This window comes from Streptomyces sp. UG1, from assembly GCF_049974585.1.
In the GTDB taxonomy this organism is placed as follows: Bacteria; Actinomycetota; Actinomycetes; order Streptomycetales; family Streptomycetaceae; genus Streptomyces.
Genome location: NZ_JBNGGG010000093.1, coordinates 1 through 13,909, shown reverse-complemented (window position 1 = coordinate 13,909; position 13,909 = coordinate 1). Strand labels below are relative to the sequence as shown.

Sequence of the window (13,909 nt, the reverse complement as noted above, 5' to 3'; positions counted from 1 at the left end):
GCCCCCCGCGCCCCCCCGCCCCGCCCCCCCCCCGCCCCGCCCCCCCCGCCCCCCCCCCCCCGCCGCCGCCCGCCCCCCCCCCCCCCCCCCCCCCCCCCCCCCCCCCCCCCCCCCCCCCCCCCCCGGGCCGCTGCGCCGACCGTTCCCGTCCGCTCCGAAGATCGGTCGGCCTGCGGCGAGACAAGGGCACCAAGTTGTGTGCCGCGGTGTCGGCGGGCATGGGCCCGCTCGTCGAGGATGTGGGTGGCGCGGCAGCGGTCGTGGTCGTCGGTCCAGGAATTGGGCAGATACAACTCCCGGTTCACCAGGGCGCGTCCGCTGCGCGCGGCGTGTGGGGTGCCTTTCTTGAGGCCCGCCGGTGTCACGGTGTCATTACCAGCGGCTGCCGCACACGATCGAGGTCAGTGCTCTCAGCGGGCCCGCAGGACGTCGAGTGCCGCGAGTGCCACGTGCAGTTCGGTGCGCTGTTCGCCGGACTCGAGGTCGCAGTCGAGGATCCGCTCGATGGCGCGCAGACGTTGGTAGACGGTCTCGCGGGACAGACCGCCGGAGCGGGCGGCCACCGTCTTGTTGCCTGCCGCGTCCAGGTAGTGGCGCAGGGTGGTCAGCAGGTCCGTGCCGTGGCGGGCATCGTGGTCGGCGAGTCGGCCGAGCCGGCGTTCGGCGTAGTCCTGGATCCGGGTGTCTTCGCGGAGGGCGAAGAGAAGGCGGCGCAGGCCGATGTCGGATCGTTCGTGGTAGGAGCGCTCCGGCGGGAGCGGCTGACCGGGCTCGGTGGCTTCGGCCACGCGGGTCGCCTCGCGGAAGGAGCGGGCGACGGCGGGGAGGTCGGCCGCCTCGCTGCCCGTGCTCACTGTTGTCCCGGGAACCAGGTCGAGCGCGGTGCGGCTCAGGTGTTCGACGACGGGTCGCCACGGTTGGTCGAGGCGCAGGGACAGGAGGATGCCTAGGCGGGTCGGTCCGAGGAGGCCGACGAGGGCCTGTGTTCCCTTCTTCCTCAGCTCCTCGGACAGGAGTTCCTCGGCCTTGGCCGTGTCGTCCTCGCGTGGGACGTCCGCGAGTACCGCGATGAAGCGGGCGTCCGCCGTGGGCAGGCCCAGCGCGGCGATCCGGGCCTCGGCGTCGCCGGGCGAGCGGTGGCGCTGGTCGACGAGGTCGCGCAGCACGCCGCGGTGTGCGGCGCGTTCCCAGGGCGTGGGGTGGGTGAGACGGGCGATGGTGAGGGCCATCGCCGTTCGCTCCAGGACCGTGACGGCTTCCGGACCGAACGGGCGGGCGAGGGGCGAGTGTGCGGCCGGGCCGGGCGGGGGCGGGAGCATGGCCACCCTGCCCCAGCGTTCGCCCTGGTACTCCACGGGCGCCACTAGCCAGCCCTCGGGGCCGGACACGGTGGTGTGGTCGGCGGGCGGTGTCGCTCGGGAGCGCTGTTCCCAGGAGGTGAGCGCCGCCTCGGCGGTGTCACCGGAAGGCTCGCAGACGAGTGCCTGGTGGACCAGGTTCTCCAGGACAACGGTGTGGCCGCTCATCTCGGCGGCGGCGCGTACGACGTCCTCCGGCCCGGCGCCGCGCAGGGTGAGGGCGGTGAACGCCTCGTGGACGCGCTGGGTCCGCCGCATCATCTCGGCCTGGTTGCCGAGGATGAACGCGTGGACGACCTGGGTGACCTCCAGGAAGTTGACGTCCTTGGCCAGGGTGACCAGGGGCAGGCCGCGGGCCTGGCAGGCGTGGACCAGGGCGTCGGGTGGGCGGTGGTAGCGGCGGACCAGTTCGATGACCAGGGCCGCCGCGCCGATGTCGGCGAGTTCGTCGACGTAACGGCGTACGCCGGCCGGTTCTTCGGGCAGCGGCATGCCGGTGGTCAGGACGAGTTCGCCGCCCTTCAGAAAGGAGGCGGGGTCGGTCAGTTCGGTGATGTGGACCCAGCGGACGGACCGGTCGAGCCGGGACAGGCCGGTGACCACCTGCGGCTCTCCGGCGGCCAGGACGGGAAGGGCCAGTGCGTCGGCCACGGTGAGCGGGCGGCCGGCGGCGTTCATGTCGCGGCCCGGCACGCAGGCGTCGGGGCCGTCGGCGCCCGGCCCTGGAGCCGTGGGGTGGTTCTCGCTCACGGTGCCTCCATGGGGGTCCCGGCTCCGGTGAAGCCACAGAGCTTGGGGAAGTGCCCCGTCACTCTGACAAGCGTCGCTGACCTGCGCAAGAGCCCGGATATGGCTGCTACGAGGCGGAGGGGGCGCGGTGAGGGCCCGGCGCGCCTGACACAACGTCCGGATACCGCGTCCCGGCCGGACAGATCGCGCGTTGGCGCACCCCCCGCCCGCGGGGATGCTCGGGAGACCGCAGCAGACCGAACACCGAGGCCGGGAGACGAACATGACCGCACTGTCGCCGCACCTTCGCCAGGCCACGCCCGTGGTGGCGGCCCGGGGCGAGGGCGTCCACCTCTTCGACCAGGACGGCCGCCGCTACCTCGACTTCACCGCCGGCATCGGCGTCACCAGCACCGGGCACTGCCACCCCAAGGTCGTCGCGGCGGCCCAGGAGCAGGTGGGCACGCTGATCCACGGCCAGTACACGACGGTCATGCACCAGCCGTTGCGGCGTCTGGTCGACAAGCTCGGCGAGGTGCTGCCGGCCGGCCTGGACAGCCTGTTCTTCACCAACTCCGGCAGCGAGGCGGTGGAGGCCGCGCTGCGGCTCGCCCGCCAGGCCACCGGCCGGCCGAACGTCATCGTCTGCCACGGCGGTTTCCACGGCCGTACGGTCGCGGCCGCCTCCATGACGACCTCCGGCACCCGCTTCCGCTCCGGCTTCTCCCCGCTGATGAGCGGTGTCGTCGTCACCCCCTTCCCGTCGGCCTACCGCTACGGCTGGGACGAGGAGACCGCGACCCGCTTCGCCCTGAAGGAGCTGGACTACACGCTCCAGACGATCTCCTCGCCCGCCGACACGGCCGCGATCATCGTCGAGCCGGTGCTCGGCGAGGGTGGATACGTCCCCGCGAACCGCGCCTTCATGGAGGGCCTGCGGGAGCGGGCGGACCGCCACGGCTTCCTGCTGATCCTCGACGAGGTGCAGACCGGCGTCGGCCGCACCGGCCGCTTCTGGGGCCACGACCACTTCGGCGTGACACCCGACATCCTCGTCACCGCCAAGGGCCTGGCCAGCGGGTTCCCGCTGTCCGGCATCGCCGCCTCCGAGGAACTGATGACCAAGGCGTGGCCCGGATCGCAGGGCGGCACGTACGGCGCCAACGCCGTCGCCTGCGCCGCGGCCTGCGCGACGCTGGACGTCGTACGCGACGAGAAGCTCGTCGAGAACGCCGAGGCGATGGGCAAGCGGCTGCGCCAGGGCCTGGAGGCGGTCGCCGACCGGACACCCGGCATCGGCGACGTGCGCGGCCTCGGGCTGATGCTCGCCACCGAGTTCGTCACCGAGGACGGCAGCCCCGACCCCGACACCGCCGCCCGCGTGCAGCGAGCCGCCGTCGACGAGGGCCTGCTCCTGCTGCTGTGCGGCGCCTGGAACCAGGTCGTCCGCATGATCCCGGCGCTCGTCATCGACGAGACGGCGGTGGACGAGGGCCTGCAGGCGTGGGCGACCGCGGTCGAGGTCGGCACAGCGGGAGCGGCAGGGCGATGACGGACACCACCACGGCCCTGGAGCCGCTGGTCGCGCGGCTCGCCGAGATCGCGCCCGGCCTGCGGGTGGAGACCGGCCCGGGCTCCACCGGTCCCTACGCCTACGACGCCTCCAACTACCGGGTCCCGCCGAGGGCCGTGGTCTTTCCCCGCAGCGCCGACGACGTCGTCGCGGTGCTGCGGGCCTGCCGCGAGGCACACGTTCCGGTCACCGCGCGCGGCGGCGGCACCAGCATGGCGGGCAATGCGGTCGGGCCGGGTGTCGTCCTGGACTTCTCCCGTCATATGAACCGGATTCTGCACATCGACCCCACGGCGCGCACCGCACGCGTCGAGGCCGGAGTGATCCTGGACGCGCTGCGCGGCGCGACCGCACCGCACGGGCTCACCTTCGGCCCCGACCCGTCCTCGCACAGCCGGTGCACCCTCGGCGGCATGATCGGCAACGACGCCTGCGGCAACCGGTCGGTGCGGCACGGGCGCACGAGCAGCCATATCGAGGCGCTGGAGATCGTCACGGCCGACGGCGTGCGGGCCGTCGCCGACCGCACCGGACTGCGCGCGGCCGACCCGAACGACACGGACGCGGTCGAGCGGGTCGCCCGCCTCGAAGCGGACGTACGCCGCCTGATCGAGGCCGATCTGGCGCCGATCCGCACCGAACTGGGCCGTATTCCGCGCCAGGTCTCCGGCTACCAACTGCACCACCTGCTCCCCGAGCACGGCTTCGACATGGCCCGCGCACTGGTGGGCACCGAGGGCTCCTGTGCGGTCGTCACCGTAGCGACGGTCCGCCTGGTGGCGACCGCACAGGCTTCCACCCTCCTCACCCTCGGCTACGACGATGTCGTCGACGCCGCCGAGGACGTCCCCGAGATCCTGCGCCGGAACCCCACCGCCGTGGAGGGCATGGACGAGGCGATCGTCGCCACCATGCGTGCCCGGCGCGGTCCTCACTCCGTCACCGGCCTCCCCGAGGGGCGTGCCTGGCTGTACGTCGAGCTCGACGGCGACGACCAGGCGGCCGTGGACGCCCGCGCCGGCGAACTGCTGGACGTGCTCAGAGCACAGGGCCGGATGACCGGCGGGCGGGTCGTGCACAGCCCGGCCGAGCGGCGCTCGCTGTGGCGGGTCCGGGAGGACGGGGCAGGGCTCGCCGCCCGCCTGGTCGACGGCGGGGAGTCCTGGCCGGGCTGGGAGGACGCGGCCGTGGCGCCCGAGAACCTGGCCGCCTACCTGCGGGACTTCCGAAAGCTGCTGGCCGCCCACGGGCTGACCGGCGTGCTGTACGGGCACTTCGGCGCCGGCTGCGTCCACGTACGCATCGACTTCGACCTCGCCACGGACACCGGGCGGGCCGCCACCCGACGGTTCCTGACCGAGGCCGCCGCCCTGGTCGTCGAGCACGGCGGAACCCTGTCGGGCGAACACGGCGACGGGCGGGCCCGGGGTGAGCTGCTTGAAGTCATGTACAGCCACCGACTGATCCGGACGTTCGCCGCCTTCAAGGGGATCTTCGACCCGGAGGGGCTGCTCAACCCCGGCGTCATCGTCGACCCGGCGCCGCTCGACGCCGACCTCGCCCTGCGTGAACTCCCGCTCGTGGAGACGACGTTCACCTTCCCGCACGACGAGGACGGCTTCACGGGCGCGGTACGCCGCTGTGTCGGGGTCGGCCGCTGCCGTAGCGACGCGGGTGGCGTGATGTGCCCGAGCTACCGGGCCACCGGGGAGGAGAACGACTCCACCCGCGGCCGGGCCCGCCTCCTCCAGGAGATGGTGCGGGGCGGAACCGTCCAGGACGGTTGGCGCTCCACGGAGGTGCGTGACGCCCTCGACCTGTGCCTGTCCTGCAAGGCCTGCTCCAGCGACTGTCCGGTCGGCGTCGACATGGCCACGTACAAGGCGGAGTTCCTGCACCAGCACTACAAGGGCAGAGTCAGACCCCGCTCCCACTACTCCCTGGGCTGGCTGCCCCTGACGTCCAAGCTCGTCGGATACGCGGCCCGCCCGGTGAACGCGCTGCTGCGCGGCCCCCTCGGGAAGCTGCTCGCGCGCCTCGGCGGCGTGACCACGAAACGCCGGATCCCGTCCTTCGCCTCCCGGCGCGCGCTGCGCCGGGCCCTGCGCACGACGAGGACCGGCGAACCGGCGAAGACGCTGCTCTTCGTGGACAGCTTCACCCGCGCCTTCCGCCCCGAAGTGGCGGGGGCCGCGAGCCGCGTACTCGCCGGCGCCGGCCTTCCCTGCACGGCGGCGGACGATCTGTGCTGTGGACTGACCTGGGTGAGCACTGGCCAACTGTCGCTCGCGCGCCGCATCATGGCCCGCACGGTCGCCCGCCTGGACAACGGCGACGACCGGCCCATCGTGGTGGCCGAACCAAGCTGCGCCGCGGCGCTCAAGCGTGACGTGCCCGAACTGCTCGGCACCGACGCCGCCCGGCGCGTCGCGGCCCGCGTCCACACCCTCACCGGGGCCCTGAACGATCTCGCCGCCCCCGGCTGGACGCCACCAGAGCTGCCGGACAACGTCGTCCTGCAGACCCACTGCCACGAGTACGCCACCTTCAAGGGCCACCACCCCCGCGACCTGCTCGGCCGCCTCGGCGTACGAAAGGTCGAGGAGGCCGAGGGCTGCTGCGGACTCGCCGGGAACTTCGGCTTCGAGGCACAGCACTACGACACCTCGATGGCCGTCGCCGGCCTGGCCCTGAAGCCGCGCCTCGACGCCATCGACCAGGACGCGCAGACGGTCGTCGTGGCCGACGGCTTCAGCTGCGCCACCCAGATCGACCACCTCGCCGGTGACCGGGGCGTGCGCGCCCTGCACCTGGCGGAACTGCTCGACCCCGCCGCCGATCAAGCCGCTCAACCAGGAGGAACCTCATGACCGACACACCCACGCAGTTGTTCATCGGCGGTGCCTGGGTGGACGCCGCGGACGGCGCCACCATGCCCGTGGACGACCCCGCGACCGGCGAGATCCTCTGCCATGTCGCCGACGCCGGGCCCAAGGACGCGAAGCTCGCAGAGGACGCGGCCGTGCAGGCGCAGGAGGAGTGGGCCCGTACGGCGCCCCGGGTGCGCAGCGAGATCCTGCGCCGCGCCTACGAGATCATCATCGAGCGCACCGACGAGCTCGCCCACCTGATGACGTCGGAGATGGGCAAGCCGCTCGCCGAGGCCAGGGGAGAGGTGGCGTACGCGGCCGAGTTCTTCCGCTGGTTCTCCGAGGAGGCCGTGCGTATCGACGGTGGCCTCGCCACCCTGCCGGACGGCCGCAACCGCATGCTGCTCTCCCGCCGCCCGGTCGGCCCCTGCCTGCTGATCACCCCGTGGAACTTCCCGCTGGCCATGGGCACCCGCAAGATCGGCCCGGCGGTCGCGGCCGGCTGCACGATGGTGCTCAAGCCGGCCCCGCAGACCCCTCTGTCCAGCCTGGCTCTCGCCGCGATCCTCAAGGAGGCCGGGCTGCCGGACGGCGTGCTGAACGTCGTCACCACCTCCCATGCGGGGGAGGTGTGCGAACCGCTCCTGCGCGGCGGGCGGATTCGCAAGCTCTCCTTCACCGGCTCCACGGCCATCGGGCAACTGCTCCTCGCCCAGAGCGCTCAGGCTGTCGTACGGACCTCGATGGAGCTGGGCGGGAACGCGCCGTTCATCGTCTTCGAGGACGCCGACCTGGACAAGGCCGTGGACGGTGCGATGGTCGCCAAGATGCGCAACATGGGCGAGGCCTGCACGGCCGCCAACCGCTTCTTCGTGCACCGGTCGGTGGTGGGGGAGTTCGGGCGGCGGCTGGCCGAGCGGATGGGCGCGCTCGTCGTCGGTCCGGGGACCCGGGACGGCGTCGACGTCGGCCCCCTGATCGACCGGACGGGACGCGCCAAGGTGGAGGAACTCGTCGCCGACGCGGTGGAGCGCGGGGCGCAGGTGCTCGTAGGCGGCCGTACACCCGAGGGCCCTGGCTGTTTCTACCCGCCGACCGTGCTGTCCGGCGTCGACCCCGCGAGCCGCCTGATGGACACGGAGATCTTCGGCCCGGTCGCCGCGATCCTCACCTTCGACGACGAGGACGAGGTGATCCGCCGGGCCAACGACACCCCCTGGGGTCTCGTCGGCTATGTCTTCACCGAGGGCCTGGACCGCGCCTTGCGCGTCAGCGAACGCCTCGAGGTGGGCATGGTCGGCCTGAACACCGGCCTCGTCTCGAACCCGGCCGCGCCCTTCGGTGGCGTCAAGCAGTCGGGGCTCGGCCGCGAGGGCGGCCGGGTGGGGATCGACGAGTTCCTGGAGTACCAGTACCTCGCGGTGCCTGTGCAATGACTCCTGCCCCGGGCCCCTGGATCGACAAAGGCCACAAATACCCGATTTCTCAAGTCCAGGAAAGGAAAACATGTCGCTCCTGAAGACCATCGACGCCGATCCCTCCTTCGCGCCGCACGCGTCCGGCCCGCTCCCGGAACGGCTGGTCTCCGGCGACCCCGCGTTCCTGACCTGGCCCCAGGACGTCGCTCGCGGGGAGATGATCCATACGGGAGTCTGGGAAGCGACGCCCGGCGAGACGCGCTCGATCAAGGGCGAGACTTTTGAGTTCTGCCATATCCTCGCCGGGATCGTCGAACTCACGCCGGAGGATGGCGAGCCGGTGGTCTACAAGGCAGGCGACAGCTTCGTCATGAAGCCGGGCTTCGTCGGTGTCTGGAAGACCATCGAAACCGTGCGCAAGATCTATGTGATCGTGAAGTGAGGACCGGGCCCCGAGCCGGGACCGTGGTCAGGCCAGGTGCCGGGCGGTGATCTCCGCCGCCGTCTCGGCGACCAGCCGGCCCAGCTCGGGCAGCCGGCCGGCTTCGAAGCGGGAGTCGGGCAGGGAGACGGCCACCGCGGCCAGTGGTGCTTCCTCACCGTCCAGCACCGGTGCGGCGATGGCACAGACACCCTGAAGGTACTGGTTGTGGTTGACGGCGTAGCCACGCTCCCTCACGCGGCGCAGCTCCGCCCGCAGTTGCTTCGGGTCGGTGATGGTCTCTTCGCCGTAACCCTCCAGCGTCCCCGCGGCGACCTCGTCTATCTCGGACTTCCTCAGATGGGCGAGGACGGCGTTCCCGGCGGCGGTGGCGTGCAGGGGCGAGGTGTCACCGATGGCGTGGTAGGTCCGTACGGCGTGGTCGCAGTCGACGCGGTCGACGACGACCATGCCTTGCAGGGCGTCCGGCACCGACAGGTGGATGGTCTCGTTCAGCGCGTCGCGGAGCCGGATCATCGGTTCACGGGCGGCGGCGAACAGGCTGGAGCCCTGCAGGGCGGCCGGTCGCACGGCCAGGACGCGGGCGCCGATCTCCCAGCGTGTGGTGTCTTTGCGGTTCGCCCGCAGCCAGCCCGCCTCCTTGAGCGTGACCAGGGTGCGCTGCACGGTGGACTTCGGCAGCCCGAAGATCTTCGTCAACTCCCCGACGGTCACGGGCTGATGTCGTGCGACCGCCTCCAGGACGCGCAGCGACCTGGTGACGCTCTTCATTTCCATTCGGTGCCCCCTGAGACCTGTGGATTCCTGGTTCTCACCTCTTGACCCCGGCACGGAGCCCGGCCGTGCCGGATTCTAGCATGGCGTTCCATAATGCGGCACGGCTTGATCGGTCACTGGACCGGCCCCCGGGCGGGCGCAGTGCGGTGGCTGTCCTGGGGCGCAAGGTCGAGGGCCTGCGGGCTGTCGTCTGCCGTTCAGGCGCCCATGCGGCGCTGTGTGATCTCCACGGCCGTGTCGGCGACGAGGCGGCCCCACGTGGGCACGCGTTCGGCGTCGTACCGGGCGTCGGGCATGGAGATGGCCACGGCGGCCAGCGGCGCGCCGTCCTCGTCCAGGACGGGAGCGGCGACAGCGCAGACGTCCGGCCGGAACTGGTTGCGATTGACCGCGTATCCGTCGCTGCGGATCTGGTCCAGCTCGGCGCGCAGCTCGTCGGGGTCGACGGGTGTCGTGTCGCTGAAGCGCTCGAGTCCCCCTGTAACGAGTTCTTCGACGTCCCGCCCGGGGAGGTGGGCGAGCACGGCCCGCCCGACGGCGGTGGCGTGCAGAGGTGAGGTGTCGCCGATCGTGTGAAAGGTGCGTACGGCGTGGTCGCAGTCGACGCGGTCGACGACGACCATGCCTTGCAGGGCGTCCGGCACCGACAGATGGATGGTCTCGTTCACCTCGTCCCGCAGGCGGACCATGGGCTCACGGGCGGCGGCGAACAGGCTGGAGCCCTGGAGGGCGGCGGGTCGCACGGCCAGGACGCGGGCGCCGATCTCCCAGCGGGTCGTGTCCTTGCGGTTGGCGCGCAGCCAGCCGGCTTCCGCCAGCGTGACCAGGGTGCGCTGCACGGTCGACTTCGGGAGCCCGAAGAGTTTCGTCAACTCCCCTACGGTGACCGGCTGATGCTGCGCGACGGCCTCCAGGACGCGCAACGACCTGGTGACGCTCTTCATTTCCATCCGGTTTCCCCCTGTTAATCCCTGAAACTTCTGCTGGACACCCTCTTGACTCCCCTCTGAAGCCGCTGTCATTCTCTGTGCCAGATTCTAGCACAGCATTCCACAATGTGGCACGGCTCAATGGAAGAAGATCCCGACACGGAGAGCCGGAACTCCGAGATGTGACGGTTGCGAGCCGCGGGCCCACCAAAGACCCGCCTCCCGTCCAAACCACCTCGAATCGAACAGCCTCATGTCGGGGCCAGCATGCGCCCCGGCGATACGAAAGGAAAGTCCTGTGTCAGCTGCCAGGAAGCGCGTCGCGGTCGTCGGCGTCGGAACGATGGGCAGCCAGGCCGCCTGGCGGCTGGCCGCCCGTGGCGCCGAGGTCGTCGGCTACGACCGCTTCGCCCCCGGCCACGACCGCAGCGCCGCCGGCGGCGAGACCCGGATCTTCCGCAGCGCCCACTTCGAGGACTCCCGGTACGTCCCGCTCCTCAAGCACGCCGACATCCTGTGGGAGCAGCTCCAGCAGGAGACCGGCCGCGAGCTGCGCCGCCTGACCGGATGCCTGCTGATGGGGCCGACCGAGCACCAGCAGATGGCCACCGTCCTGCAGTCCATCGCCGAGCACGACCTCGACCACGAGGTGCTGGACGCCGAGCTTCTGGCGAAACGATTCCCCCAGTACCGCATCGAGGACGGCGACGCGGCCGTGCTCGACCGCCGCGCCGGGTTCATCCGCCCGGAGCTGACGATCCAGACCGCCGCCCGCCGCGCCGAGCAACTGGGCGCCGTGATCCACCGCTACAGCACGGTCCGCGAGATCGTCCCCGTCGCCGGCGGCGTGGAGATCCGCACCGACTCCGGCAGCGAGCGCTTCGACACCGCCGTCGTCACGCCCGGCCCCTGGGTCAATGACCTGCTGCCCGACCTGCCGTGGGAGGTGGAAGTCCGCCGCCTCGTCAGCGCCTGGTACGTGCCCACCGCCCCCGACGCCTGGTTCGGCGAGGAGCGCCCCGCGTTCATCCGCACGGCACCCACCCACTGCTACGGCCTGCCCTCCCCGGACGGCATCTCGGTCAAGCTCGGACTGTCCCGCGCGCTGCACCGGCTCGCCGACGACCCCAACCAACTGGACCGCACCGTGCGGCCGGACGAGCTGGAGATCTTCTCCGAGCTGATCGGGCGTTACCTGCCCGACGTGCACCCGGACCCGACCCGGCTCTCCGTCTACATGGAGGGCTACACCGAGAGCAGCCGCCCACTGGTCGGCCCGCTGCCCGGCGCCGAGAACGTCATCCTGCTCGCCGGCTTCTCCGGTCACGGCTTCAAGCTCTCGCCCGCCTTCGGTGACATCGCCGCGGACATCGCGCTGGACGGCGCCTCGCCCCAGCCCATCGACTTCCTCTCCACCGTCGGCCGTACGGAGGCATGACCATGAACGAGGCCACCCTCGCCGTCGGCTCCCTTCAGGCCCAGCCGGGCACCAAGGTCCGCGGCACCCTCCAGGCCGACCTCGGCACCCTCACCGTCGACATCCCGCTGATCCTGGTCAACGGCTCCCGTCCCGGCCCGCGCGTCGTCATCACCGCGGGTGTGCACGGCGGCGAGTTCACGCCCATCCAAGCCGCCGCGCGCCTGGCAGACCTGCTGGAGCCCGGCGAGGTGAGCGGGCAGGTGATCGTCTGTCCGGTCGCCAACCCTCCTGCCGTGTACCAGGGCCGGCTCAACGTCTCCCCGGTCGACGGCGTGAACCTCAACCGTGTCTTCCCCGGCGACCCGGCCGGCGGCCCCACCGAACGCCTGGCCGCCTGGCTCTTCACCCACCTCGTCGACGGCGCCGACGTCTACATCGACCTGCACTGCGGCGGCATCGACCAGGTTCTGCGGGACTTCGTCGGCTACCGCCTCACCGGTGACCCGGGCCTGGACAAGGCGACGGCCGAACTGGCAGGGTCCTTCGGCATCGAGGACGTCATCCTCGGGGTGACGCCCGAGGGCGGCAACAGCCATGCGGCCGCCGCCCGCCGGGGCATCTCGGCGGTCCTAGTGGAGGTGGGCCGGCTCGGTCAACGGGACGAGGCCACTGCCCTCCGCCGCGTCGACGGCCTGCTGAAGGCACTTCGCCATCTGGGCGTCCTCGACCAGGACGGTTCCGCCCCGGCCTCGATCCGCGAGTGGGTCTGGTCCGCCGGCGTCACCGCCGAGGCCACCGGCCTGTGGTACCCGGAGTTCTCCTTCGACGCCGACGTCATCGGCGAAGTCGCCGAGGGCGACCTCCTCGGCCGCATCGTCGACCCGACCGACGGCACGGAGCACACCGTCCGCGCCCCGGCCGACGGCCGGATCTTCTACGGCATGCACGGCCTCACGGTCGCCCCCGGTACCGAACTCGCCGCCCTCGCCGTCCCGTGGGACCCCGACACGGCCGCGCGGGCCGACACCCTCCGGGCTCCCGGATTGGGTGCCGGATCCGACGAGGCGGATCCCCGCCCCTAGATCCCCATTCCAGCCACCCCCCCTTCCACGTCCCCAGCCGCTCCCCTTCTCACGGCCAGCACCACCCAGGAGGCACACGATGAAAGATGCCCGAATAGACCGCAGACTGTTCCTGCGAGGAATAGGCGGGATCACGGCGGGTGTCGCCGCCGCGACCACCCTCGCCGCCTGTGGCACTGGCACTAGCCGTGTGTCGTCCGGTGGAGGCAAGGGCGGCGGTAAGACGGTGGTCGTCCGTGACAGCGGCGGTTCCTACGGTGCGGCGCTGCAGAAGGCGATCTACACGCCGTTCACCGAGGAGACCGGTATCCAGGTGAAGGTGCTGAACCTGGACGATGCTCCGCTGCTGGCGCAGATCAAGCAGGGTCGGCCGCAGTGCGACCTCATCAACAACTCGATGATGTCGCACCACAAGTACGTCAAGCAGGACGCGCTGGAGGCGCTGGACGTCGACCGGGTCAAGAGCGTGAAGAGCGCGAAGATCCCCGAGAACCAGATCACCGGCCATGCCATCGGCAGCAGCTTCTACGGTCAGTGCATCGCCTACCGCACCGACGCCTTCGGCGGCAAGAAGCCGGAGTCGTGGGCGGACTTCTGGGACACAGGGGCGTTCCAGGGCTCGCGTGCGATGGTCCATCCGGACGGTGATCTGCCGGAGCTGGAGTTCGCGCTGCTGGCCGACGGTGTCCCGATGGACAAGCTGTATCCGCTGGATGTGGATCATGCCTTTGAGGTGCTGACCCGGCTGCGGGGTGACATCAAGAAGTTCTGGGACAGCGGCCCGCTCCCCGGCGTGCTCCTGAGCCGCGAGGAGGTGACGATGTCCACCGTCTGGGACGGCCGGATCGCCGATCTGCAGAAGCAGGGCGTGCCGGTGGAGCGGCAGCTCAACGGCATACGGCGTCAGTTCCAGGGCTATGCCATCGCCAAGGGCGCGGCCAACGCGGACGCCGCCTACCAGCTGATGGACTTCTCGCTGCGTGCGGAGAGCCAGGCTGCGCTGGCCAAGGCGTTCCCGTCGAACCCGTCTTCTCCAGTGGCTTACGCCAAGCTCACCGAGGACGAGCGCAACGCGCTCGCGGGTGCGCCGCAGTACTACGACAAGGGTTTCGATGCGGATGTCGACTGGTGGCTGAAGAACGAATCGGCCGTCACCAAGCGCTGGCTGGAGTGGGCTCGTGGGTGAATTCGGTGTGGCCACACCGTCCGTCAAGGTGGCCGGCGTCAAGCCGGTCACCGCGACCGGCAAGTCGCTGTCGGTGGTGGCATTGCGCAAGACGTACGGCGATGTCGTCGCCGTCGACGAGGCGT

At 71.3% G+C, this 13,909-nt stretch carries 10 protein-coding genes; 7 read left to right on the top strand and 3 right to left on the bottom strand.

The features are described 5' to 3' along the window. Positions 1-410 precede the first annotated feature (410 nt). On the bottom strand, positions 411-2,108 hold the full coding sequence (locus ACP4J3_RS49670) for a PucR family transcriptional regulator (protein WP_426544725.1): 1,698 nt from the start codon (positions 2,106-2,108) through the stop codon (positions 411-413). A 262-nt stretch (positions 2,109-2,370) separates the two neighbouring features. Here ACP4J3_RS49670 and ACP4J3_RS49665 point away from each other — a divergent pair, with 262 nt between their 5' ends. The 4 genes from ACP4J3_RS49665 to ACP4J3_RS49650 all read left to right on the top strand — a co-directional run bounded on the left by ACP4J3_RS49665 (position 2,371) and on the right by ACP4J3_RS49650 (position 8,390). Then, the gene (locus ACP4J3_RS49665; RefSeq protein ID WP_426544723.1) at positions 2,371-3,639 is read left to right on the top strand and encodes an aspartate aminotransferase family protein; all 1,269 of its coding nucleotides are present in this window, start codon (positions 2,371-2,373) and stop codon (positions 3,637-3,639) included. Then, positions 3,636-6,530, top strand: a complete 2,895-nt coding sequence (locus tag ACP4J3_RS49660) for an FAD-binding and (Fe-S)-binding domain-containing protein (RefSeq protein ID WP_426544721.1) — start codon at positions 3,636-3,638, stop codon at positions 6,528-6,530. Before ACP4J3_RS49665 ends, ACP4J3_RS49660 begins: the two co-directional genes overlap by 4 nt. Then, positions 6,527-7,966: an NAD-dependent succinate-semialdehyde dehydrogenase gene (locus ACP4J3_RS49655; RefSeq protein ID WP_426544719.1), complete on the top strand. Its 1,440-nt coding sequence runs from the start codon at positions 6,527-6,529 to the stop codon at positions 7,964-7,966. Before ACP4J3_RS49660 ends, ACP4J3_RS49655 begins: the two co-directional genes overlap by 4 nt. Before the next feature lie 70 nt (positions 7,967-8,036). Then, entirely contained in the window at positions 8,037-8,390 is a 354-nt protein-coding gene (locus tag ACP4J3_RS49650; protein ID WP_426544717.1) for a cupin domain-containing protein, read from the top strand. A 27-nt stretch (positions 8,391-8,417) separates the two neighbouring features. Here the strand turns inward: ACP4J3_RS49650 and ACP4J3_RS49645 are convergent, their stop codons facing one another. Then, a complete protein-coding gene (locus ACP4J3_RS49645) occupies positions 8,418-9,161 on the bottom strand; it encodes an IclR family transcriptional regulator (RefSeq protein WP_426544715.1) in 744 nt (247 codons plus the stop codon). A gap of 203 nt (positions 9,162-9,364) precedes the next feature. Then, positions 9,365-10,111 carry an IclR family transcriptional regulator gene (locus tag ACP4J3_RS49640; protein ID WP_426544727.1) on the bottom strand — a complete coding sequence of 249 codons (747 nt, stop codon included), beginning with the start codon at positions 10,109-10,111 and terminating at the stop codon, positions 9,365-9,367. A gap of 283 nt (positions 10,112-10,394) precedes the next feature. Here ACP4J3_RS49640 and solA point away from each other — a divergent pair, with 283 nt between their 5' ends. The 3 genes from solA to ACP4J3_RS49625 all read left to right on the top strand — a co-directional run bounded on the left by solA (position 10,395) and on the right by ACP4J3_RS49625 (position 13,784). Further along, the gene (gene solA, locus ACP4J3_RS49635; RefSeq protein ID WP_426544713.1) at positions 10,395-11,534 is read left to right on the top strand and encodes an N-methyl-L-tryptophan oxidase; all 1,140 of its coding nucleotides are present in this window, start codon (positions 10,395-10,397) and stop codon (positions 11,532-11,534) included. Continuing rightward, positions 11,531-12,598, top strand: a complete 1,068-nt coding sequence (locus tag ACP4J3_RS49630) for a succinylglutamate desuccinylase/aspartoacylase family protein (protein ID WP_426544711.1) — start codon at positions 11,531-11,533, stop codon at positions 12,596-12,598. The genes solA and ACP4J3_RS49630 overlap by 4 nt, the downstream gene beginning before the upstream one ends. Positions 12,599-12,677: 79 nt before the next feature. Next, a complete protein-coding gene (locus ACP4J3_RS49625; RefSeq protein ID WP_426544709.1) occupies positions 12,678-13,784 on the top strand; it encodes an extracellular solute-binding protein in 1,107 nt (368 codons plus the stop codon). Positions 13,785-13,909: the final 125 nt, after the last annotated feature.

Bases quoted from the DNA above. Each gene is read 5' to 3' on its own strand.
- ACP4J3_RS49665 (WP_426544723.1), top strand. From the start codon at position 2,371: ATGACCGCACTGTCGCCGCACCTTCGCCAGGCCACGCCCGTGGTGGCG.
- ACP4J3_RS49660 (WP_426544721.1), top strand. From the start codon at position 3,636: ATGACGGACACCACCACGGCCCTGGAGCCGCTGGTCGCGCGGCTCGCC.
- ACP4J3_RS49655 (WP_426544719.1), top strand. From the start codon at position 6,527: ATGACCGACACACCCACGCAGTTGTTCATCGGCGGTGCCTGGGTGGAC.
- ACP4J3_RS49650 (WP_426544717.1), top strand. From the start codon at position 8,037: ATGTCGCTCCTGAAGACCATCGACGCCGATCCCTCCTTCGCGCCGCAC.
- ACP4J3_RS49645 (WP_426544715.1), bottom strand. From the start codon at position 9,161: ATGAAGAGCGTCACCAGGTCGCTGCGCGTCCTGGAGGCGGTCGCACGA.
- ACP4J3_RS49640 (WP_426544727.1), bottom strand. From the start codon at position 10,111: ATGAAGAGCGTCACCAGGTCGTTGCGCGTCCTGGAGGCCGTCGCGCAG.
- ACP4J3_RS49630 (WP_426544711.1), top strand. From the start codon at position 11,531: ATGACCATGAACGAGGCCACCCTCGCCGTCGGCTCCCTTCAGGCCCAG.
- ACP4J3_RS49625 (WP_426544709.1), top strand. From the start codon at position 12,678: ATGAAAGATGCCCGAATAGACCGCAGACTGTTCCTGCGAGGAATAGGC.